Origin of the sequence: Salipiger mucosus DSM 16094 (genome assembly GCF_000442255.1) — a bacterium.
Lineage (GTDB): Bacteria > Pseudomonadota > Alphaproteobacteria > Rhodobacterales > Rhodobacteraceae > Salipiger > Salipiger mucosus.
This window is the reverse complement of sequence record NZ_KE557279.1, coordinates 245,674-265,000: the sequence shown is the minus strand read 5'-3', so window position 1 is coordinate 265,000 and position 19,327 is coordinate 245,674. Positions and strand designations below refer to the sequence as shown.

Annotated in this window: 16 protein-coding genes, 1 tRNA gene and 2 rRNA genes; 13 read left to right on the top strand and 6 right to left on the bottom strand. The window is 65.4% G+C overall.

The annotated features are described in order from the left end of the window. The first annotated feature begins 44 nt into the window (after positions 1 to 44). From SALMUC_RS18540 to SALMUC_RS18525, 4 genes are all read left to right on the top strand, one after another. A 23S ribosomal RNA gene (locus tag SALMUC_RS18540) occupies positions 45 to 2,874 on the top strand. A 132-nt stretch (positions 2,875 to 3,006) separates the two neighbouring features. Next, positions 3,007 to 3,121, top strand: a 5S ribosomal RNA gene (rrf, locus tag SALMUC_RS18535). 89 nt (positions 3,122 to 3,210) lie between these two features. After that, positions 3,211 to 3,287 (top strand) — tRNA-Met (locus SALMUC_RS18530). 198 nt (positions 3,288 to 3,485) lie between these two features. Then, positions 3,486 to 3,710, top strand: a complete 225-nt coding sequence (locus SALMUC_RS18525) for a hypothetical protein (protein ID WP_020039010.1) — start codon at positions 3,486 to 3,488, stop codon at positions 3,708 to 3,710. Here SALMUC_RS18525 and SALMUC_RS18520 read toward each other — a convergent pair. After that, positions 3,707 to 4,054 carry a hypothetical protein gene (locus tag SALMUC_RS18520; RefSeq protein ID WP_020039011.1) on the bottom strand — a complete coding sequence of 116 codons (348 nt, stop codon included), beginning with the start codon at positions 4,052 to 4,054 and terminating at the stop codon, positions 3,707 to 3,709. The two genes, SALMUC_RS18525 and SALMUC_RS18520, sit on opposite strands and share 4 nt — an antisense overlap. Positions 4,055 to 4,083: 29 nt before the next feature. After that, positions 4,084 to 4,692 carry a ParA family protein gene (locus tag SALMUC_RS18515; protein WP_483826390.1) on the bottom strand — a complete coding sequence of 203 codons (609 nt, stop codon included), beginning with the start codon at positions 4,690 to 4,692 and terminating at the stop codon, positions 4,084 to 4,086. Between the two features lie 66 nt (positions 4,693 to 4,758). Between SALMUC_RS18515 and SALMUC_RS18510 the strand changes: the two genes are divergently transcribed. Next, complete coding sequence (locus SALMUC_RS18510) at positions 4,759 to 5,640, top strand: aldehyde dehydrogenase family protein (RefSeq protein ID WP_020039013.1); 882 nt, start codon at positions 4,759 to 4,761, stop codon at positions 5,638 to 5,640. An 81-nt stretch (positions 5,641 to 5,721) separates the two neighbouring features. Here the strand turns inward: SALMUC_RS18510 and SALMUC_RS18505 are convergent, their stop codons facing one another. The 3 genes from SALMUC_RS18505 to SALMUC_RS18495 all read right to left on the bottom strand — a co-directional run bounded on the left by SALMUC_RS18505 (position 5,722) and on the right by SALMUC_RS18495 (position 9,617). Continuing rightward, positions 5,722 to 6,957 (bottom strand): saccharopine dehydrogenase family protein, encoded by a 1,236-nt coding sequence (locus SALMUC_RS18505; protein ID WP_020039014.1) that lies wholly within the window; start codon positions 6,955 to 6,957, stop codon positions 5,722 to 5,724. Positions 6,958 to 7,009: 52 nt separating this feature from the next. After that, the gene (locus SALMUC_RS18500; protein WP_037372284.1) at positions 7,010 to 8,101 is read right to left on the bottom strand and encodes a carboxynorspermidine decarboxylase; all 1,092 of its coding nucleotides are present in this window, start codon (positions 8,099 to 8,101) and stop codon (positions 7,010 to 7,012) included. 142 nt (positions 8,102 to 8,243) lie between these two features. Next, positions 8,244 to 9,617 carry an L-serine ammonia-lyase gene (locus SALMUC_RS18495; protein ID WP_020039016.1) on the bottom strand — a complete coding sequence of 458 codons (1,374 nt, stop codon included), beginning with the start codon at positions 9,615 to 9,617 and terminating at the stop codon, positions 8,244 to 8,246. 209 nt (positions 9,618 to 9,826) lie between these two features. Here SALMUC_RS18495 and SALMUC_RS28340 point away from each other — a divergent pair, with 209 nt between their 5' ends. From SALMUC_RS28340 to SALMUC_RS18455, 8 genes are all read left to right on the top strand, one after another. Next, the gene (locus SALMUC_RS28340) at positions 9,827 to 10,843 is read left to right on the top strand and encodes a Hint domain-containing protein (RefSeq protein WP_020039017.1); all 1,017 of its coding nucleotides are present in this window, start codon (positions 9,827 to 9,829) and stop codon (positions 10,841 to 10,843) included. Between the two features lie 89 nt (positions 10,844 to 10,932). Beyond that, positions 10,933 to 11,721, top strand: coding sequence for a ribose-5-phosphate isomerase RpiA (gene rpiA / locus SALMUC_RS18485; RefSeq protein ID WP_020039018.1), 789 nt, complete (start codon positions 10,933 to 10,935; stop codon positions 11,719 to 11,721). Positions 11,722 to 11,793: 72 nt separating this feature from the next. Continuing rightward, on the top strand, positions 11,794 to 13,251 hold the full coding sequence (locus SALMUC_RS18480) for an FAD-dependent oxidoreductase (RefSeq protein WP_020039019.1): 1,458 nt from the start codon (positions 11,794 to 11,796) through the stop codon (positions 13,249 to 13,251). A 68-nt stretch (positions 13,252 to 13,319) separates the two neighbouring features. After that, the gene (gene hflK, locus SALMUC_RS18475) at positions 13,320 to 14,516 is read left to right on the top strand and encodes an FtsH protease activity modulator HflK (protein ID WP_020039020.1); all 1,197 of its coding nucleotides are present in this window, start codon (positions 13,320 to 13,322) and stop codon (positions 14,514 to 14,516) included. A 3-nt stretch (positions 14,517 to 14,519) separates the two neighbouring features. After that, on the top strand, positions 14,520 to 15,626 hold the full coding sequence (gene hflC, locus SALMUC_RS18470; RefSeq protein WP_020039021.1) for a protease modulator HflC: 1,107 nt from the start codon (positions 14,520 to 14,522) through the stop codon (positions 15,624 to 15,626). Then, positions 15,623 to 15,814: a DUF2065 domain-containing protein gene (locus SALMUC_RS18465; protein ID WP_020039022.1), complete on the top strand. Its 192-nt coding sequence runs from the start codon at positions 15,623 to 15,625 to the stop codon at positions 15,812 to 15,814. Before hflC ends, SALMUC_RS18465 begins: the two co-directional genes overlap by 4 nt. 126 nt (positions 15,815 to 15,940) lie before the next feature. Further along, the gene (locus SALMUC_RS18460) at positions 15,941 to 16,588 is read left to right on the top strand and encodes a VPLPA-CTERM sorting domain-containing protein (protein ID WP_021120617.1); all 648 of its coding nucleotides are present in this window, start codon (positions 15,941 to 15,943) and stop codon (positions 16,586 to 16,588) included. 455 nt (positions 16,589 to 17,043) lie between these two features. After that, a complete protein-coding gene (locus SALMUC_RS18455; protein WP_020039024.1) occupies positions 17,044 to 18,447 on the top strand; it encodes a DegQ family serine endoprotease in 1,404 nt (467 codons plus the stop codon). A gap of 77 nt (positions 18,448 to 18,524) precedes the next feature. Here the strand turns inward: SALMUC_RS18455 and SALMUC_RS18450 are convergent, their stop codons facing one another. After that, positions 18,525 to 19,322: a pyrroline-5-carboxylate reductase family protein gene (locus SALMUC_RS18450; protein WP_020039025.1), complete on the bottom strand. Its 798-nt coding sequence runs from the start codon at positions 19,320 to 19,322 to the stop codon at positions 18,525 to 18,527. Positions 19,323 to 19,327: the final 5 nt, after the last annotated feature.

Sequence of the window (19,327 nt, the reverse complement as noted above, 5' to 3'; positions counted from 1 at the left end):
GAGTGCTCGAGCAGCACGAAACGAGCCTGTCTCTTACTGGATCAAATCAAGCGCGAGAAGGGCGTTTGGTGGATGCCTTGGCAGCAAGAGGCGATGAAGGACGTGATACTCTGCGATAAGCTTTGGGGAGCCGAGAATAGGCTGTGATCCAAAGATCTCCGAATGGGGCAACCCACCTGACAGTTCGATATAATTGCCCACGGGCAGCCTATATCAAGCTGAACCAGGTACTTTGAGGCTGAATACATAGGCTTCAAAGAGCAAACCCGGGGAACTGAAACATCTAAGTACCCGGAGGAAAGGAAATCAATTGATACTCCCCCAGTAGCGGCGAGCGAACGGGGACCAGCCGAGCCTTGAGAGTGAATGGAATGGTCTGGAAAGGCCGACCACAGCGGGTGACAGTCCCGTACATGAAGCTCGATGGGACGTATTAAGTAGGGCGGGACACGTGAAATCCTGTCTGAAGATCGGGGGACCACCCTCGAAGGCTAAGTACTCCTTGCTGACCGATAGCGAACCAGTACCGTGAGGGAAAGGTGAAAAGCACCCCGACGAGGGGAGTGAAACAGTACCTGAAACCGAGCGCCTACAATCAGTCGGAGCTTCCTCGTGAAGTGACGGCGTACCTTTTGTATAATGGGTCATCGACTTGGTCTATCCAGCAAGCTTAAGCCGATAGGTGTAGGCGCAGCGAAAGCGAGTCTTAATAGGGCGTCGAGTTGGATGGATCAGACCCGAAACCGAGTGATCTAGGCATGACCAGGATGAAGGTACGGTAACACGTACTGGAGGTCCGAACCCACACCTGTTGAAAAAGGTCGGGATGAGTTGTGCCTAGGGGTGAAAGGCCAATCAAACTCGGAGATAGCTGGTTCTCCGCGAAATCTATTTAGGTAGAGCGTCATCCGAATACCCCGGGGGGTAGAGCACTGGATGGGTAATGGGGCCCCACAGGCTTACTGATCCTAACCAAACTCCGAATACCCGGGAGTACTAGATGGCAGACACACTGCGGATGCTAACGTCCGTAGTGAAGAGGGAAACAACCCTGACCTCCAGCTAAGGCCCCCAATTCATGGCTAAGTGGGAAAGCAGGTGAGACGGCCAAAACAACCAGGAGGTTGGCTTAGAAGCAGCCATCCTTTAAAGATAGCGTAACAGCTCACTGGTCTAATCAAGCTGTCTTGCGGCGAAGATGTAACGGGGCTCAAGCCATGAGCCGAAGCTGAGGATGCCGTAAGGCATGGTAGCGGAGCGTAGTGTGACACAGGATCTATCCTCTTCTGCATCCCTCGGGATGCAATGGAGGACAAGATCCTTTCTGTGAAGCCGGGGCGTGAGCCATCCGGTGGAGAGATCACTAGCGAGAATGATGACATGAGTAGCGACAAACAGGGTGAGAGACCCTGTCGCCGAAAGTCCAAGGGTTCCTGCTTAAAGCTAATCTGAGCAGGGTAAGCCGGCCCCTAAGGCGAGGCCGAAAGGCGTAGTCGATGGGAACCAGGTCAATATTCCTGGGCCAGGAGATGGTGACGGATTGCGGATGTTGTTCGACCTTATCGGATTGGTCGGGCCGCTGAGCAGTCCCTGGAAACAGCCCTCCATGAGACCGTACCCTAAACCGACACAGGTGGACTGGTAGAGCATACCAAGGCGCTTGAGAGAACGATGTTGAAGGAACTCGGCAAAATACCTCCGTAAGTTCGCGAGAAGGAGGCCCGGGTTCAAGGCAACTTGGATCCGGGGGCACAAACCAGGGGGTGGCGACTGTTTACTAAAAACACAGGGCTCTGCGAAGTCGCAAGACGACGTATAGGGTCTGACGCCTGCCCGGTGCCTGAAGGTTAAAAGGAGAGGTGAGAGCCTTGAATTGAAGCCCAGGTAAACGGCGGCCGTAACTATAACGGTCCTAAGGTAGCGAAATTCCTTGTCGGGTAAGTTCCGACCTGCACGAATGGCGTAACGACTTCCCCGCTGTCTCCAACATCGACTCAGCGAAATTGAATTGCCTGTCAAGATGCAGGCTTCCCGCGGTTAGACGGAAAGACCCCGTGCACCTTTACTACAGCTTCACACTGGCATCAGGCATGTGATGTGCAGGATAGGTGGTAGGCTTCGAAGCAGGGACGCCAGTCCTTGTGGAGCCATCCTTGAGATACCACCCTTCGCCTGCTTGATGTCTAACCGCGGTCCCTCATCGGGATCCGGGACCCTGTGTGGCGGGTAGTTTGACTGGGGCGGTCGCCTCCTAAATCGTAACGGAGGCGCGCGAAGGTTGGCTCAGAGCGGTCGGAAATCGCTCGTTGAGTGCAATGGCAGAAGCCAGCCTGACTGCGAGACTGACAAGTCGAGCAGAGTCGAAAGACGGCCATAGTGATCCGGTGGTCCCGAGTGGAAGGGCCATCGCTCAACGGATAAAAGGTACGCCGGGGATAACAGGCTGATACTGCCCAAGAGTCCATATCGACGGCAGTGTTTGGCACCTCGATGTCGGCTCATCTCATCCTGGGGCTGGAGCAGGTCCCAAGGGTACGGCTGTTCGCCGTTTAAAGAGGTACGTGAGCTGGGTTTAGAACGTCGTGAGACAGTTCGGTCCCTATCTGCCGTGGGTGTAGGATACTTGAGAGGAGTTGCCCCTAGTACGAGAGGACCGGGGTGAACGATCCACTGGTGGACCTGTTGTTGCGCCAGCAGCAGTGCAGGGTAGCTATGATCGGACAGGATAACCGCTGAAGGCATCTAAGCGGGAAGCCCCCCTCGAAACAAGGTATCCCTGAGGGCCGTGGTAGACCACCACGTCGATAGGCCGGAGGTGTAAGCGTGGCGACACGTTCAGCTGACCGGTACTAATGGCCCGACAGGCTTGATTTGATCCAGTAACAGGCAGGCAAACCGCCTGAACTGGTCAAGAGCATACACACCGCAGTGTGCATGACATGGACAACAGTTGATCCTCGTCGTGTCCCGCCTCGTGCAGGGCGCGACGTAGTGGTTTTTCCTCGGTTTGGTGGTCATAGCGCGAGCAAAACACCCGGCTCCATTCCGAACCCGGCCGTTAAGTGCCGTCGCGCCGATGGTACTGCGTCTCAAGACGTGGGAGAGTAGGTCGCCGCCAAACCTAGAAAAAACCACACGTATCTCTCTGCGATGAAACAAACACACGCTGCAAAAAAGGCCTCGAAACCCGAAACGCAGCTCACAAATTGCCGCGGGATGGAGCAGTCCGGTAGCTCGTCAGGCTCATAACCTGAAGGTCGCAGGTTCAAATCCTGCTCCCGCAACCAAAATCCCCAAAGAATACAGTTGCTTAGGCGCCTCCCAGCCGGGAGGCCTTTTGCGTTCCCCGCCCGTGTCAACACTGTGTCAACAAAGCTCCGACGCCGCGTGTCGACGAATGGCGCCGACTCGCGTCGCACTCTCCGCTTGATCGAGGCGCGCCCGCGAGCCTGATGGTCCCCGACACCACTACGGGAGACTACTCCATGCCGAAGACCAACGACGACGCGCTCGCCGCCTTCATCGCGCGCAAGGCCGACATCGACGCAGCCCTCGACCGCATCCGCGCCGCAAGCGAGGACCACTTCTTCGCCAGCCCCGAGGATGTACACTGGGGCCATGTCACGGCCCTCGCCGACCACGCCGCGCTGTTGAAGCGCATCACCGACACGATCTACGCTGAGGGGGAGCATGCCCGCGCAAGTGATTAGCGCAGAAAGGCTTTGCCCTTCTTTGCTCTAGCCACCGAGTACTCGACGATACGGTCAATGACCCGATCCGCCGTCTTCCACTTCATAACCAGCTTGCCGGGATCCATGCCGTACTCGGCAACGATATCCTTCAGTTGTTCGAGCGTCAGCGGTTCGAGCTTCGAACGCAAAACGTCCTCTCCTTCACGGGCAAGCGAAATGGGGTCGAGGACGGCCGCTGCGCGTCGGTGCGCGCCGCGACCTGTATCTTCCTTCTCAGGCTTGGGCTCGAGCCCTAGCGCGGCTTCGAGCTGCTTGGCGAATTCTGGGTTCCGGTTGGCCTCCTCGATGACTACCTTCAGCAAGTCTTGGAGTATCTTTTTGAGCTTAATCTTTACGCACCCAACTTGGCCAAGATTTCTTTGGTCAGATTCGAGAAGCTTTCATAGAGCCTCCCGCTCCCCCACTTCTGCTTGAGTGTGGAATGGTTCGCATGTTCGCCAGCGGCTGCGATCTGATTCGCTTGTGGAATCCGCGTCTCGAATACCGGTGGCCAGTTCCTCGGCTCAGCATCATGGTTTTGCTTGAGCTGCTTGATCATATTTCCATGAACGTTTGAATTGGCCTGGTACTTCTGAATGACGATGCCGAGCGGCTCAATTGGCTCGGCGATCTCTTCGGCAAAGTCACGCACGCGTTTGACGATCTGTGGGATGCCGTATGTAGACAGGATGTCAGGGATCGTCGGGATGATGAAACCCTGTGACATCCGCAGGCCGTTCTGCGTGATCTTGCCAAGGTTCGGTGGGCAATCGACAATGACGACGTCATACTGCTCCACGATGTCCTTCACGGCACGCCACAAGATATCGAAGGGCCTGATCGCGCCGTACTTGCCGACCGGCGTGTTCACCAACTCATCTTGCACGTCGATCAGATCGAGGCTCGAAGGAAGCAGATCGATGGATCGCGCAGCAGAAACATCCGACACGCGCTTTTGCAGCGTCTTCTCAAGGTCGAACTTCTTGCTAGAGGGGTCCAGCGCATCCTTGAAGAGCTGGGCAAGCGTATGGCCGGCGTCGTTCAGTTCGCGCCAGCGCTCCTCCCGGCGGGCGTGGTCAATGTCCTGACCGGGCGCCCGGCCGAGATCGGCGGCGCGCTGACCGCCTCGCCGGCGGTGCGCAAGCTGTCGTTCACGGGCTCCACGCGGGTCGGGGCGCTTCTGGCCGAGCAATGTGCGCCGACGCTCAAGAAGCTCTCGCTCGAGCTTGGCGGCAACGCGCCCTTCATCGTCTTCGACGACGCCGACCTCGACGCTGCGGTCGTGGGGGCCATGGCTTCGAAGTTCCGCAACGGCGGCCAGACCTGTGTCTGCGCCAACCGGATCCTCGTGCAGTCGGGCATCCACGACCGCTTCGTCGCCGCGCTGGCGGCGCGGGTCGATGCGCTGGCGGTGGGCGACGGGCTGGCCGAGGGCACGGAGATCGGCCCGATGATCAACGCGCCCGCCATCGACAAGATCACGGCCCATGTCGCGGATGCGCTGGCGCAGGGTGCCACGCGCGCCACCGCCGCGCGCGAGCTGCCCGAGGGCTATGCCGATCCGATGGTGCTGACCGGTGCCACGACCGGGATGCGCCTTGCGAGCGAGGAGACCTTCGGCCCGGTGGCGCCGATCTTCCGCTTCGAGACCGAGGACGAGGCGCTGGCCCTGGCCAACGGCACGCCCTACGGCCTTGCGGCCTATTTCTACACCACCGACATGGCCCGTGCCTTCCGCTTCGGCGAGGCGCTGGAATGCGGGCTGGTCGGGCTGAACACCGGCGCCGTCTCGCATGCCGAGGCGCCCTTCGGCGGGGTCAAGCAGTCGGGCCTCGGCCGAGAGGGCGCCCGCGAGGGGATCGAGGAATACCTCGAGACCAAGGCGTTCCACATGGGCGGGCTGGGCTGAGGCCCGCCGCGCTCCATCACGCTTCACGAATGAAAAACGGCGGGCCTCGGCCCGCCGTTTCGCGTTCGGGTGATCAGGCGCTCACGCGTTCCACGGCCGGTCGCCCTCGGCATCCCTGATCCGCGTCGGCAGGCCGATCCGGTCGAGGATGGTGAAGAAGGGCTTGGGGTCCAGCTCCTCGACGTTCTTCATGGTGCCCGCGTCCCAGGTGCCGTCCGCGATCAGCATGGCCGCCGCCACCGGCGGAACCCCGGCGGTGTAGGAGATGCCCTGCGAGCCCACTTCCTCGTAGGCGTCCTTGTGGTCGGCCACGTTGTAGACGAAGATCTCGGCCTCCGCGCCGTCCTTCGTGCCCTTCACAAGGTCGCCGATGCAGGTCTTGCCGGTGTATTCCGGCGCCAGCGAGGCGGGATCGGGCAGGCAGGCCTTGACCACCTTGAGCGGCACGACCTCCTGGCCCTCGGCGGTGGTCACCGGGTGCTCGGAAAGCAGGCCGATGTTCTTCAGCACGGTGAAGACGTTGATGTAGTGCTCGCCGAAGCCCATCCAGAAGCGCACGTCGGCCTGCGGGTAGTTGGTCGCCAGCGAGTGCACCTCGTCGTGGCCCGACTGGTAGGCCATCTGCTTGCCCACGACCGGCAGGTCCCATTCGTGGCCGGAGGCGAACATGGTCGTTTCCTTCCACTGCTGGTCTTCCCAGTAGTAGACCACGCCGGTGAATTCGCGGAAATTGATCTCGGGGTCGAAGTTGGTCGCGAAATACTTGCCGTGGCTGCCCGCGTTGATGTCGACGATGTCGATGCTCTTGACCTCGTCCAGCCGGTCGACGGCGAAGCGCGCGAAGGCGTTGACCACGCCCGGATCGAAGCCCGCGCCGAGGATCGCGGTCACGCCCTTCTCGGCGCAGAGGTCGCGCTTCTTCCACTCGTAGTTGGCGTACCACGGCGGCGTCTCGCAGATCTTGTCCGGCTCCTCGTGGATCGCCGTGTCGATGTAGGCGGCGCCGGTCTCGATGCAGCCGTCCAGCACGTGCATGTTCACGAAGGCGGTGCCCACATTGATGACGATCTCCGCGCCGGTTTCCCGGATCAGCGCGGCCACCTGGTCGGACTGCGTGGCGTCGACCTGGTGCGCCTCGAAGACGCCCTCCTGCTTCATCGCGTTCTTGGCCTGGACGCTCTCGATGATGGCGACGCATTTCGATTTCGTGCGGCTGGCGATGTGCAGGTCGCCCAGCACGTCGTTGTTCTGCGCGCACTTGTGCGCGACGACCTGCGCCACGCCGCCTGCACCGATGATGAGCACGTTCTTCTTCAAGGCAGGACCCTCCTTGCTGATTGTATGACGCCCCTCGCGGGGGCGGATGCGATCACGACAGGGCTGCCGCGAAATCCTCGTAGGTGAAGCTGCGCACGAGCCGTTCCGTTCCGTCAAGCTCGCGCACGGCGATGGACGGCATCTGCACGCCGTTGAACCAGTTCTTCTTGACCATCGTGTAACCGGCCGCGTCGTCGATGCTCAGACGGTCGCCGGGCTTGAGCGCCTCGGGGAAGCGGAACTCGCCGAAGATGTCCCCGGCCAGGCAGGACTTGCCGCAGATCATCCACTCCTGCTCGCCGCTTTCCTGCATGGTCGCGCTCTCGCGGTAGATCAGCAGGTCGAGCATGTGCGCCTCGATCGAGCTGTCGACGATGGCGAGGTTCTTGCCGTTGAACATGGTGTCCAGCACGCTGACCTCGAGCGTCGTCGAGTTGGTGATCGCCGCCTCGCCGGGCTCGAGGTAGACCTGCACCTCGTTCTGGCCGGCAAAGCGTTTCAGGCGCTCGGCCAGCTTGTCGAGCGGGTAGCCCTCGCCGGTGAAGTGGATGCCGCCGCCGAGGCTGATCCAGTCCATGCGGCGGATGAGGTGACCGAAGCGCTGCTCGATCATGCCGAGCATGGCGTCGAAGCGCTCGAAATCGGCGTTCTCGCAGTTGTTGTGGAACATGAAGCCCGAGATCAGGTCGGCCACCGGCTCGATGTCCTCGGGGGCATGTTCGCCCAGCCGCGAGAAGGGGCGCGAGGGGTCGGCAAGGTCGAAGTCCGAGGTCGAGACGCCGGGGTTCACCCGCAGCCCGCGGGTGTGGCCGCGGCTGACCTCCTCGAAGCGGCGCAGCTGGTTGGCGGTGTTGAAGATCACCTTGTCCGAGCTCGCCAGCACCTCGTCGATCTCCTCCGGCGCCCAGGCGACGGAATAGGCATGGGTCTCGCCGGGGAACTTCTCGCGCCCGAGCTTGACCTCGAAGAGCGACGAGGAGGTCGTGCCGTCCATGTATTCGCTCATCATGTCGAAGACGGACCAGGTGGCGAAGCACTTGAGCGCCAGCAGGGCCTTGGCGCCGGACTGCTCGCGCAGCCAGGCGATCTTCTCGAGGTTCGGCAGCAGGCGGCTCTTGTCGATAAGGTAGTAGGGCGTCTGCATGATCTCGTCGCCTCCCGGGCAGATGTGTCCGTCCGGGTGCGACATAGAATGCCCTTGGCCGTCGAGCAAGGCGGTGGTTGGCGGTTGCCGGGTCACCGTCTTCGAGGGGCCGGGGACTCCAAGTCCAGGCGCTCTGGATTGCTCAGCAGTTCGGCACGTTCACCGCCAGCCCGCCCAGCGAGGTTTCCTTGTATTTCTCGCTCATGTCGCGGCCGGTCTGGCGCATGGTCTCGATGCAGGCATCCAGCGGCACGAGGTGCGAGCCGTCCCCGCGCAGCGCCAGCGAGGCCGCCGAGACCGCCTTGACCGCGCCCAGCCCGTTGCGCTCGATGCAAGGCACCTGCACGAGGCCCTTCACCGGGTCGCAGGTCATGCCGAGGTGATGCTCAAGCGCGATCTCGGCGGCGTTCTCGATCTGCTCCGGGCTGCCGCCCATCACCGCGCAGAGGCCGGCCGCCGCCATGGCGCTGGCGCTGCCCACCTCGGCCTGGCAGCCCGCCTCGGCGCCCGAGATCGAGGCGTTGTACTTCACCAGCCCGCCGATCGCCGCCGCCGTCAGAAGGAACTCGGGCACGCGCGTGCGGGTGGCACCGGGCACGAAGTCGAGCCAGTAGCGGATCACCGCGGGCACCACGCCCGCCGCGCCGTTTGTGGGCGCGGTCACGACCTGGCCCATGGCGGCGTTCTCCTCGTTCACGGCCATGGCAAAGGTGCTCATCCAGTCGTTGATGACATGCGGCGCGGTGAGGTTCCGGCCCTGCTCGGCCAGCAGCGCCTCGTGGATCGCGCGGGCGCGGCGCGGCACGTTCAGCCCGCCGGGCAGGCGACCGTCGGCCTCGAGCCCGCGGTCGATGCAGTCCGACATGACCTGCCAGATACGCTTCAGCCCGCCGTCGAGCTCGGCCACCGGCTTGCGCGCCAGCTCGTTGCGGCGCTTCATCGCCGCGATGCTGAGCCCCGAGCTCTGCGCCATCTCGAGCATCTGCGCGGCGTTGTGGAAAGGGTAGGGCACCGCCGGCCCGTGGTCGGTGTCCTTGCCAGACTCCAGCTCGGCCTCGGTCAGCACGAAGCCGCCGCCGACCGAATAGTAAACCTCGCTCAGGATCACGTCCCCCTGCCGGTCGGTCGCCATGAGGCGCATGCCGTTGGCATGGCCGGGCAGGGCGTGCTCGTAGTCGAAGCGCAGGTCGGTCTTCGGGTCGAAGACCAGCGTGCCCAGCCCCTCGGGCGCCACGCGGCGCGTCTCGGCGATCTCGGCCATCGCCGCGTCGGCCCGGTCCTGGTCGTAGTCCTCGGGCGTGAAGCCCGCGAGGCCGAGGATCGTGGCGCGGTCGGTGGCATGTCCCACGCCGGTGAAGGCCAACGAGCCATGCAGCGAGGCGCGCAGCCCGTGCGCGTGGAAGGGGGCGGCGCGGAGCCGGTCGAGGAACCGCGCCGCCGCCACCATCGGCCCCATGGTGTGCGAGGACGAGGGGCCGACGCCCACCTTGAACATGTCGAAGACCGAGAGAAACATCGCGGGACCGCTCCGGTTTGCGTGTCGTTGCCGCGACCCTAGGATGCCCGGGCGGGGCGCGCCATGCCGGAAAACGACGCCTGCTGCGGGGAAACCGCTGCTCCGGCACCGCGCGGGGCGGGGATTAACCGGATATGTACCGCCGCTGGCCATCCTCGCGCCGGACGGCCGAATCCCCGGCGGTCCCGCGCGCGCCAGGACCCTTCGACATGCCGACCTACAGTTTCAGCGCCCTGGGCATCGACCAGCTCGTGCTATCGGGGCCCGATCCTTTTTCGAGCAATGCGTCCCGCAACTCCGACGTCTACGGAAACACGACGCTGCGGCTGGTCGAGGGGGCAGACTACGCCACGCTCGTGCTGTCCGACGACGAGTCCCAACTCCACGACGGCGATGGCAACCAGGAGCTTGCACAGCCGGTCACCTTCAACGGAATGAACTGGGGCGCCGGCACGGAGGTCGAGGCGGAATACAGCTACGTCCTGCGACCGCAGGGCAGCAGCGACCCGGCCGAGCAGATCACCGTCTACGTGCTGGAGTTCGAAGGCGACGTGCAGGGCATCGCGACCAGTGCGCGCCTCAGCCCGGAGACGACCTACGGTTTCGTCAATGCCGCGCCGTCGAGCGACGATCCAACGGTGCCCTACGCGGAGCTGGCCGTGTGCTTCGCACGTGGCACCCTGATCGAGACACCGCGCGGCCCCCGCCCGGTCGAGACGCTGCGCCCCGGCGACCGGATCACGAGCGTCGACAACGGCGCCGTGCCGATCGTCTGGATCGGCCGCCAGGTCGTGCAGGGGCATGGCCGTGCCGCGCCGGTCGAGCTGGCGGCCGGAAGCCTCGGCAACGCGGCGTCTCTCCGCCTCTCGCCGCAGCACAGGGTGATGGTGCGCCTCAACGGCACCGAGCGGCTTGTCGCGGCAAAGGCGCTGGCCGGGCAGCCGGGCATCGCCCTTCGGCGCTGCCACGCGGTCGAATACTGGCACCTGCTCTGCGAGCGGCACGAGGTGCTCTTCGCGCAGGGCGCCGCCGTCGAGAGCATGCTGCCCGGACCGCAGGCGCTGCGCGCGCTGCCGCCGGCCGCGCGGGCCGAGATCGAGGGGCTGTTGCCCGGCCTTGTCCGTCGCAGGTCGGTGCTCTGGCCGCCCGCACGGCGGCTCCTGCGCCCGGGGCGCTGGCGCGCCCGGGGGCTGCGCCTGTTGCCGGGCACGGCGCGGGTGCACTAGCGACCGGGTGCGTCCGAAAATCGCTCGCGTCAGGGGGCGCCATCGCCTATACACCGGGCCAATTCGCCATGACCCGCAGGAGATGCCCCGTGACCGGAGAGCTTTCGCCCATCGACAAGGCCAAGTTCGTGGCCGCCAAACGCGCCGCGGACTTCGTCGAGAACGGCATGCGCGTCGGTCTGGGGACCGGCTCCACCGCTGCCTGGCTGGTGCGCTGCCTGGGCGAACGGGTGCGCGAGGAGGGGCTGACCTTCCGCGGCGTGCCGACCTCGACCCGCACGGCCGAGCTGGCCCGCGACGTGGGCATCGAGGTCGTGACGCTGGACGAGGCGCGCTGGCTGGACGTGACCATCGACGGCGCGGACGAGTTCGACGCCGAGCTGAACCTGATCAAGGGCGGCGGCGGCGCGCTGCTGCAGGAAAAGATCGTGGCCACGGCCAGCGACCGCATGATCGTCATCGCCGACGCCGCCAAGGAGGTCGAGACGCTGGGCGCCTTCCCGCTGCCGGTCGAGGTCATTCCCTTCGGCCGCACGGCCTCCCAGGCGCTGATCGAGGAGGCGCTGGTCTCGATGGATGTCATGGGCCGCCAGACGACGCTGCGCATGAACGGTGACACCCCCTATGTCACCGACGAGGGGAACCACATCCTGGACCTGCACCTCAGCCGGATCGGCAACGCGCGCCAGCTCGCTATGGTGCTGAACCAGATCCCCGGCGTGGTCGAGAACGGGCTCTTCATCGACATCTGCGACCAGGTCGTCGTGGGCTACGGCGATGGCCGCGTCGAGGTGCGCGACATCAACGCCGGCACGGTCAGCGAGGGGCGCCTCGACTTCGCGGAGGACGACAATCTCTTTCGCGACCTCGGCGACTGAGGCCGGCCGCCGCACTGGCCATTCCCGGCGGGCCGTGAAATACCGGTCCCGCAAACGGACGGAGTATGGCTCATGAGCGAATTCGACTACGATCTCTTCGTCATCGGCGGCGGGTCCGGCGGCGTGCGCGCCGCCCGCGTGGCGGCCATGGACGCGGAGGCGAAGGTGGGCCTTGCCGAGGCCGACCGCTACGGCGGAACCTGCGTGATCCGGGGCTGCGTGCCCAAGAAGCTCATGGTCTTCGCGAGCGAATACGCCGAGGTGGTCGAGGATGCGTCGAACTACGGCTGGAGCCTGCAGCACGGCCCCTTCGACTGGGAGAACTTCCGCGCCCGCATGAACACCGAGCTCGACCGGCTCGAGGGCGTGTATCGCTCGCTGCTCAAGAACGCGGGCGTGACCTCCTACGATGCCCGCGCGGTGCTCAAGGACGCCCATACCGTCGAGCTTTCGACCGGCGAGACGATCACGGCGAAACACATCCTCGTGGCCGCCGGCGGCCATCCGCTGCGGCCCGACCTGCCCAATGCGGACCTCGGGATCGTCTCGGACGACATCTTCCACCTCGAGAAACTGCCGCGCTCGATCCTGATCGTCGGCGGCGGCTACATCGCCTGCGAGTTCGCCTGCATCCTGAACGGGCTGGGCGTCGAGGTGACGCAGTATTACCGCGGGGCGCAGGTGCTGCGCGGCTTCGACGAGGAGGCGCGCGGCCTGATCTCCGAGGCGATGCAGAGCCGCGGCATCGACCTGCACACCGGCACCGATATTGTCGAGATGCGCTGCGCCGAGGAGGAGGACCTCACCGGTCACCGCGAGAGCGACATCTCGATGGGCGCGACGACGCACCAGCTCGAGGCGCTGCGCAACGGCGGCGGCGACCGCGACGGCCCGATCTGGGTCAAGGGCTCGAACGGCAATAGCCGCGTGTTCGACATGGTGATGTTCGCGACCGGCCGTGCTCCCAACACCGGCGGCATGGGCCTCGAGGAGGCCGGCGTGCGCCTGGGCCGCAAGGGCGAGGTCGTCGTCGACAAGTATTCGCAGAGCAGCGCGCCCTCGGTCTACGCCATCGGCGACGTGACCGACCGCGTGAACCTCACGCCCGTGGCGATCCGCGAGGGCATGGCCTTCGTCGAGACGGTCTTCAAGGGCAACCCGACGCCGGTGGATCACGACCTGATCCCCTCGGCGATCTTCACGCAGCCCGAGTTCGGCACGGTGGGCCTCTCCGAGGAGGCCGCGGCGGAGCAGGAGGCGATCGAGGTCTACTGCACCTCGTTCCGGCCCATGCAGACGGCCTTTGCCGGGCGCCAGGACCGGGTGATGATGAAGCTCATCGTCAGCCAGGAGACGCGGCGCGTGCTGGGCTGCCACATCGTGGCGCCCAATGCCGGCGAGATGATCCAGCTGGCCGGCATTGCCGTAAAGATGGGCGCGACCAAAGAGGATTTCGACCGCACCTGTGCGGTGCACCCGACCATGTCCGAAGAAATCGTGACCATGCGCAAGCCCGTGCGGACTGGTTGAAAACCGTCCGGTAATGCACAGTTTGTGTCCCGGGACACGGACAAGTTTTAGAGAGGGGAAGACACTTCATGGCAGGCAACAGCGGCGGCCCCTGGGGCGGCGGTGGCAACCAGGGTGGCGGACGGCCGCCCTCCGGCAACGGAGGCGGTGGCAACAACGGCAACGGCGGTGGAAACCGCGGCGGCGGACGCCGGCCGGAGGACCCGCAGATCCCCGAAATCGACGAGCTGATGAAAAAGGGCCAGGAGCGGCTGCGCGTCCTCATGGGCGGTCGCGGCGGCAACGGCGGCAACCGTCCCTCGGGCGGTGGCGGCGACGGCGGCCCGGTCGGCAAGGGCACGCTCGTGCTCGGCGGCCTCGTGGCACTGGGCCTCTGGGCCTTCATGAGCTTCTACACGGTCCGGCCCGAAGAGCAGTCGGTCGAGCTTTTCCTCGGTGACTACAGTTCCACCGGACAGCCGGGCCTGAACTTCGCGCCCTGGCCCTTCGTGACCGCCGAGGTGGTGAACGTCACCTCCGAGCGGACCGAGACCATCGGCGCCGGGCGTGGCAGCAACGACGGCCTGATGCTGACCACCGACGCGAACATCGTCGACATCGACTTCCAGGTGGTCTGGAACATCAACGATCCGGCCAGGCTGCTGTTCAATATCCGCGACCCGCAGCTGACCGTGCAGGCGGTCTCCGAGGCGGTCATGCGCGAGATCATCGCGGCCTCGAACCTGGCCCCGATCCTCAACCGTGACCGCGGGCTCATCGCCGACACCGCGCGCGAGCAGATCCAGTCGACGCTGAACGAGTACGAATCCGGCATCAACATCGTCCGGATCAACCTCGACACCGCCGACCCGCCGCGCGAGGTGATCGACGCCTTCCGCCAGGTGCAGGCGGCCGAACAGGAGCGCGACCGGCTCGAACGCCAGGCCGACGCCTACGCAAACCGCGTGGTGGCCGAGGCCCGAGGCGAGGCGGCCCAGATCCGCGAGGTGGCCGAAGGCTACCGCGCACGGGTCGTCAACGAGGCGGTCGGTGAGGCCAGCCGCTTCTCCGCCGTGCTCGAGGAATACGCCAAGGCGCCCGAGGTGACCCGCCGCCGTCTCTATCTCGAGACGATGGAGCGCGTGCTGGGCGACGTCGACAAGACCATCCTCGACGAGGGCCTGACCGGCCAGGGCGGTTCGGGCGGAGTGGTGCCGTACCTGCCGCTGAACGAGCTGACCCGCACCCGCACGACCGACAGCAACCAGACGTCGGGGGGGAACTGATCCATGCGCAAGACGACTTTCATCCTGCCCATCGTGGTGATCGCGCTGGTGGCGCTGCTCTCCTCGATCTTCGTGGTGGACGAGCGTGAAAAGGCGCTGGTCCTGCAGTTCGGCCAGATCCGTTCGGTCAAGGAAGAGCCGGGGCTGGCCTTCAAGGTGCCGGTGATCCAGGACGTGGTGCGCTACGACGACCGCATCCTGTCGCTCGACACCGAGACCATCGAGGTGACGCCCTCGGACGACCGCCGCCTCGTGGTCGACGCCTTCGCGCGCTATCGCATCGCCGACGTGGTGCAGTTCCGCCAGGCCGTCGGCGTGGGCGGCGTGCGCACCGCCGAGGATCGCCTCTCGGGCATCCTCAACGCGCAGATCCGCGAGGTGCTTGGTGCCGACCAGGTGACCTCGGACCGCATCCTGTCCGAGGATCGGCGCGACCTGATGCTGCGGATCCGCGATCAGGCCCGCAGCCAGGCGCTCTCGCTCGGCATCGACGTGGTCGACGTGCGTCTCAAGCAGACCAACCTGCCGTCGCAGAACCTCGAGGCGACCTTCGCCCGGATGCGCGCCGAGCGTGAACGGGAAGCCGCCGACGAGATCGCACGCGGTAACGAGGCGGCGCAGCGCGTCCGCGCACTCGCGGACCGGACCGTCGTCGAAACCGAATCCGAGGCGAACCGCGATGCCGACGTGATCCGCGGTGAAGCGGACGCCGAGCGGAACGCGATCTTTGCCGAGGCCTTCGGTTCGGACCCGGAGTTCTTCGCCTTCTATCGCTCGCTGCAGGCCTACGAGCGCGCGCTTCAGGGTGGCAACTCGCGGCTGGTCATGACGCCCGACAGCGAGTTCTTCGCCTACTTCCGGAACGAGGCGCCGCAGGGCATGCCGGTGGCCGTGGGCGAACAGCCCGACGCGATCGGCAGCGACACCACCGGCGGTTCGGACGAGACCGGGACCGATGGTTCCGAGGCCTCCTCCGCCACGGATGGATCCGACAGCGGGTCCGAGGCCGCCCCGGCGCCGTCGTCCACGCAGGACGAGACGCAGCAGGACGACACGTCCGATGCCGCGCCGGAGGCTGAAGACGCCGCGACCGACTCAGCGACGGAATGAGCGGAACGGACATAGGAACGGGGATCGCCATGGTCCTCGTCATCGAGGGGCTGGTGTACGCACTGGCCCCTTCGCTTGTGGAGCGCATGTTGGAGGCGCTGCGCGCCATGCCACTCGAAACCCGGCGCACCCTGGGGCTCGCGACTCTCGCCTCCGGCCTGATCCTGCTCTGGATCTTCCGAAACTAGGCATTTTTGTGACCGTTTTTCGGGCAACCGCGCCGCGCGGGCCCGCCAGAGCGAGGAATCCCTTGCCCGGTGGGGAGGGCCGTCATATCGTTTCAGTGCGGATATTGTTTTTGGAGTATTATTGCCATGCGGGTCGCAGTTTTGGTTGGCGTGATCGCGACACTTAGTTTGACCGCCGGAGATGCTGACGCATCGGTCGTCATCGACATCACTCAGACCGGATCCGACGTGGTTGCCACCTATTCCGGCTCCCTCGACCTCTCGGCACTGGCGCACGACTTCACCTGGAGCCAGACGCGGGGTGAAATTTCCGGCGATCCGCTGCACTTCTACTCCTTCGATTCTGCCGAAAGCGGAAATTACTACGGTTACCTAGGCGAAATGACCTTCGCCTCGTCCGGCCTCATCGACACGACGACTTCGAGCACGACGGACGCCTCCGCCATCGCCGGTGACAATTTCGGCTTCCACGACCATTCGGACACGATGGCCGGATACGGGTACGTCTATGTCCCCGAGGCCTACGCCAACGGCAGCCAGATCGACGGCAGCGTAACCTTCGCCGGCGCGACACTGGCGTCGCTGGGTCTGAACGCGGGGATTTTCTCGGATGTCGCGAGCTGGGGCAGTGGGAGCACCTTCGACTCGATTTCGGTCAACGTGTCCATCGCCGCCGTTCCGCTTCCCGCCAGCTTCCCGTTGGCGCTGGCCGGTCTCGGCGCGCTGGGGGCTCTTCGCCGGTCCCGGCGGAAGGCACGGGCCGAACGCGGCTGACCCGACACCGGCCCGTCCGCGGGCCGGGCCTGGGTAAAGACCTTTCCCCGAGACTTGCCGGTGCCCGGGACGCGCATGCTGGCGATTCCCTGGCAACTGCCCGAGACACCGGCGCGGCGTCGTGCCCGCCGCACTGCTCAGCCACGGATCTCCCGGCCCACGGGGATCGCGGCTATCTCCCGGCCAAGGGCAACGGCAAATCCCCTTGCAAGGGATTTGCGCGTAACCTCCGCATCACCTGGCAATCACATGCCGTTGAGGGTCTGAAACCTTTTCTTTGGTGTGGCCTCAGAGCACCTATGTTAGCCTCATCCACGAGGAGGCAGGGCGGCTGCGAGGCAACCTGACAGCACCCGTCCAGCGACAAAAAGGAGTTCCAGGTGAAATCTCAAGCACTTGCAACCACGGGGGAGCGGGTGCAGCCAGTTCGGCTGTTCTGGCTCGCGACCCTGTCCATGTTCCTGATCGTCAGCCAGGCGCTGATGGCCAGTGCGCAGAACGCGCCGAGCAGTTTCTCGGATCTGGCGGAAAAGGTCAGCCCGTCCGTCGTCAACATCACCACGTCCACGACGGTCGCCGGTCGTAGCGGCCCGCAGGGCATCGTTCCCGAGGGGTCGCCCTTCGAGGACTTCTTCCGCGAATTCCAGGACCGCCAGGGTCCCGGTCAGCAGCGGCCCCGCCGGTCCTCGGCGCTCGGCTCCGGCTTCGTGATCTCCGAAGACGGTTACATCGTCACCAACAACCACGTCATCGACGGCGCCGACGAGGTGACCATCGAGTTCTTCTCGGGCGACGAGTTGCCGGCCGAGGTGGTGGGCACCGACCCCAACACCGACATCGCGCTGCTCAAGATCGATGCCGAAGAGGCGCTTCCCTTCGTCGAATTCGGCGACAGCGATGCCGCCGAGGTGGGCGACTGGGTCATGGCCATGGGCAACCCGCTGGGCCAGGGCTTCTCGGTCTCCGCCGGCATCGTCTCGGCGCGCAACCGGGCGCTCTCGGGCACCTATGACGACTACATCCAGACCGACGCGGCCATCAACCGCGGCAACTCGGGCGGTCCGCTCTTCAACATGGATGGCGACGTCATCGGCGTGAACACCGCGATTCTCTCGCCCAACGGCGGCTCGATCGGCATCGGCTTCTCGATGGCCTCGAACGTCGTGACCCGCGTGGTCGACCAGCTGCAACAGTTCGGCGAGACCCGCCGCGGCTGGCTGGGCGTGCGCATCCAGGACGTGACCGACGAACTGGCCGAGGCGCTTGGCCTCGCCGATACCGCCGGTGCCCTCGTCTCGGACGTGCCGGACGGCCCGGCCCGCGACGCCGGCATGGAAGCGGGCGACGTGATCGTCTCCTTCGACGGCCAGGAGGTCGAGGACACCCGTCAGCTCGTCCGCATCGTCGGCAACACCGAGGTCGGCAAGACCGTCCGCGTGGTCGTGAACCGCGACGGCGAGACCGAGACGCTGCGCGTCACTCTCGGCCGCCGCGAGGACGAAGCCGAGCAGACCTTCCCCGCGGCCCAGCCCGGCACGCCGGACGAGCCGTCGAGCATGGACCTGCTCGGCCTGACGCTCTCGCCGCTGACGACAGAGCTGCGCGAGGAACTGCAGCTGTCGGAAAGCGCCAAGGGCCTCGCGGTGATGGACGTCGACCAGACCTCAGAGGCCTACGAGAAGGGCCTGCGCACGGGTGACGTGATCACCGAGGCGGGCCAGAGCCAGGTGCTCAGCCTGGGCGATCTCGAGGACCGCATCGCCGAGGCGCGCGACGCGGGCCGCAAGTCGATCCTGCTGCTGATCCGCCGCGGTGGCGATCCGCGCTTCGTCGCGCTGAGCCTCGAAGAGGACGGCTGACCCGTCGGCCGCGACTGAGACAGACGAAAGGGCGCCCCGGCGGGGCGCCCTTTTTCGTTGCGCGCGGGCTTTCCTTGTCAGGCGATCCCGCGCGCCCGTGCCGCCGCCGCGGCCAGCCCCTCGGAGACGGCCTCGCGGATCGGTCCGTCCTGCATGGCCTGCAAGCCGGCCGCCGTGGTCCCGGCGTAGTCGATCATCTGCGTGACATGCCCGCCCGGCGGCGTTGCGTCCTCGGCCATCATCTGGCCGGCGGCGAAAAAGAGCTGCCGGATCGCCCGGTCGGCCACCTGCGGCGGCACGCCCTGCGCTTCAGCGTGGCGGATCATGGCATCGGCGAAGAAGGCGACAAAGCCGGGCACCGGGCCCGTCATCGCCGTGAAATGATCGAGCAGCCCCTCGTCCTCCAGCCGGTCCGTGGCGCCGATGGCGGAAAAGAGCTGCGCGGTGCCGCGCCGGTCGGCCTCGGTGGTGCCCGGGGATGCGACCCAGGGCGTGTAGGCCAACCGCCGCGCGGCCGCGGGGCTGGACATGGCCCGCACCAGCCGCGCGCTGCCGCTGATCCGGCTGAGCCCGTCAAGCGTTACTCCCGCCATGACCGACAGCACCAGGCGGTTCTCCAGCGGCAGGCGCAGGCCGGCGGTCGCGGCGGGCGGCAGGCACAACAGCACGGTGTCGCAGCTGTCGCAGAAGCGGGCGGTTTCCGTCATGATCCGAAGCCCGGGATAGCATGCGAGGGCCTCCGCCCGGCCGCTGCGCGAACAGATCGCGAGGTCGCCGGGCGCCGCGAAGCCGCTCTCGATCAGCCCGGTCGCGATGGCGCTGCCCAGCATCCCGGTGCCGCCCAGAAGCCCGATCCGTCCCAACTCGCTCTGCATGCCGT